The sequence below is a fragment of the Streptomyces lonarensis genome (genome assembly GCF_012033735.1).
Classification (GTDB): Bacteria; Actinomycetota; Actinomycetes; order Streptomycetales; family Streptomycetaceae; genus Streptomyces; species Streptomyces lonarensis.
Window position 1 is genome coordinate 1 of record NZ_JAAVJD010000451.1, and the last position, 1598, is coordinate 1598.

The 1598-nt window shown below is 76.4% G+C and carries 1 protein-coding gene; it reads right to left on the bottom strand.

The features are described from left to right. Positions 1–1455 (bottom strand): MFS transporter (locus HCN56_RS25465; protein ID WP_167974990.1); only part of this gene is annotated, 1455 nt, incomplete at its 3' end. Positions 1456–1598 lie beyond the last annotated feature (143 nt).

Consider the following 1598-nt stretch of genomic DNA (forward strand, 5'->3'; position numbering starts at 1 on the left):
GGCCCGCTGGGCGTCGTCGCCGTCGGGCGGGCCGGCCGCCGGAGCCGTCCGCTCGCCCGTGGCCACCCCGCCCGCCGTCCCCGCCGTGGCTGCCGTCCCCGCCGGGCCGCCGATGACCGGACCACCGATGACCGGACCACCGATGGCCGGGTCGCCGATGCCCGGATCGCCCATGGCCGTCCCGCCGTCCGCCGGGTCGGCGACCGCGGCGAGTGCCACGGCGGCCGGCTCGGGCAGCGAGTGTGCCGCCGGCGGCCGGGGGGCCGCGGTGCAGGCCGCGTCGAGCGGGCGGTGGCCCGCGAGCGACAGCAGCAGGCAGACCACCGCCGCGCCGGTGGCCACCGCCAGCGCGGGCCCGTGCCCGGCGCTGTCGACGATGCGGCCGCCCGCCGCGGTGCCCGAGGCCATGCCGATGGCGATGGCGCTCGACATCCAGGCGAAGCCCTCGGTGAGCCGCGACCGCGGCAGCAGGCGTTCGATCAGCAGGGAGGCCGTGATGAGCGAGGGCGCCACCGCAGCGCCGCAGAGGACCATGCAGACGGCCATGACCAGCAGTCCGTCCACCCAGGGCAGCGGCAGCGCCGAAGCGGTGAAGGCCGCGGCGCAGAGCAGCATCCGGCCGGGGAGCCCGATGCGCCAGCTGCTGACGGCACCCCACGCCAAGCCCGCGATCAGACTGCCGACGGCCACCAGCGCCAGCAGGATGCCGGCCAGCCCGGGCACCCCCTGCTCCTCGGCGAAGGCCAGTATCGAGACGTCGATGACGCCGAAGAAGGTGCCCAGCACCACGAAGACCGCCAGCAGCAGCGGCATGCCGGCGTACCTCGGCACCGCACGGACGCGGCCACCCGCGGTGGCCCCGCGCTCCGGTGGGCTCGCCGGTGCGGTGACGGTCAGTATCACGGTGCCGAGCGTCAGCAGGGCGAGAGCGCCGACCAGACCGGCGGCGGGGTGCACCGAGATCGCCAGGGCCGTTGCCAGCAGCGGTCCGATGACGAAGACCGTCTCGTCGACGACGGACTCCAGGGCGTAGGCCGTCGGGAGCCGGGGCGAGCTGCCGAGCATCGCGACCCAGCGGGCCCGCACCAGCGAGCCGACCGGCAGACAGGTGAAGCCCGACACCGCGGCCGCCAGGAGCAGCGTCCACAACGGCGCCTCACCGACGGCGAGCGCGATCAGCGCGGCCAAGCCGATGCCGTGGCCGAGCAGTGTCGCCGGCAGCAGGCGGCGCTGGCCGTGCCGGTCCGAGGCCCTGCCGAGCGCCGGGGCGGCGATCGCCTGGCAGACCGTCATCACGCCGGTGACCAGGCCGGCCTGGGCGTAGGAGCCGGTGGTCGCGGAGACCATCAGCAGGCACCCGAGGATGCGCATGCCGTTCGGTAGCCGTCCGAGGAACCCACCCAGCACCGAGCTCCGGGCCCCGGGAATCCGGAGCAGCTCGCCGTATGTACGCATCCCCGCATCGTCCTGCACGGCGGCCGGTGCCGCGACGCGTTTTCCCGCGGCGGCGCCGTGATCTCCGGCACGCCTGGCTGATCACCGGGCCTGCCGGTCCGGGAGCGCACGCCGACGGCGCCCGTCCCGGCGGGGCGGGCGCC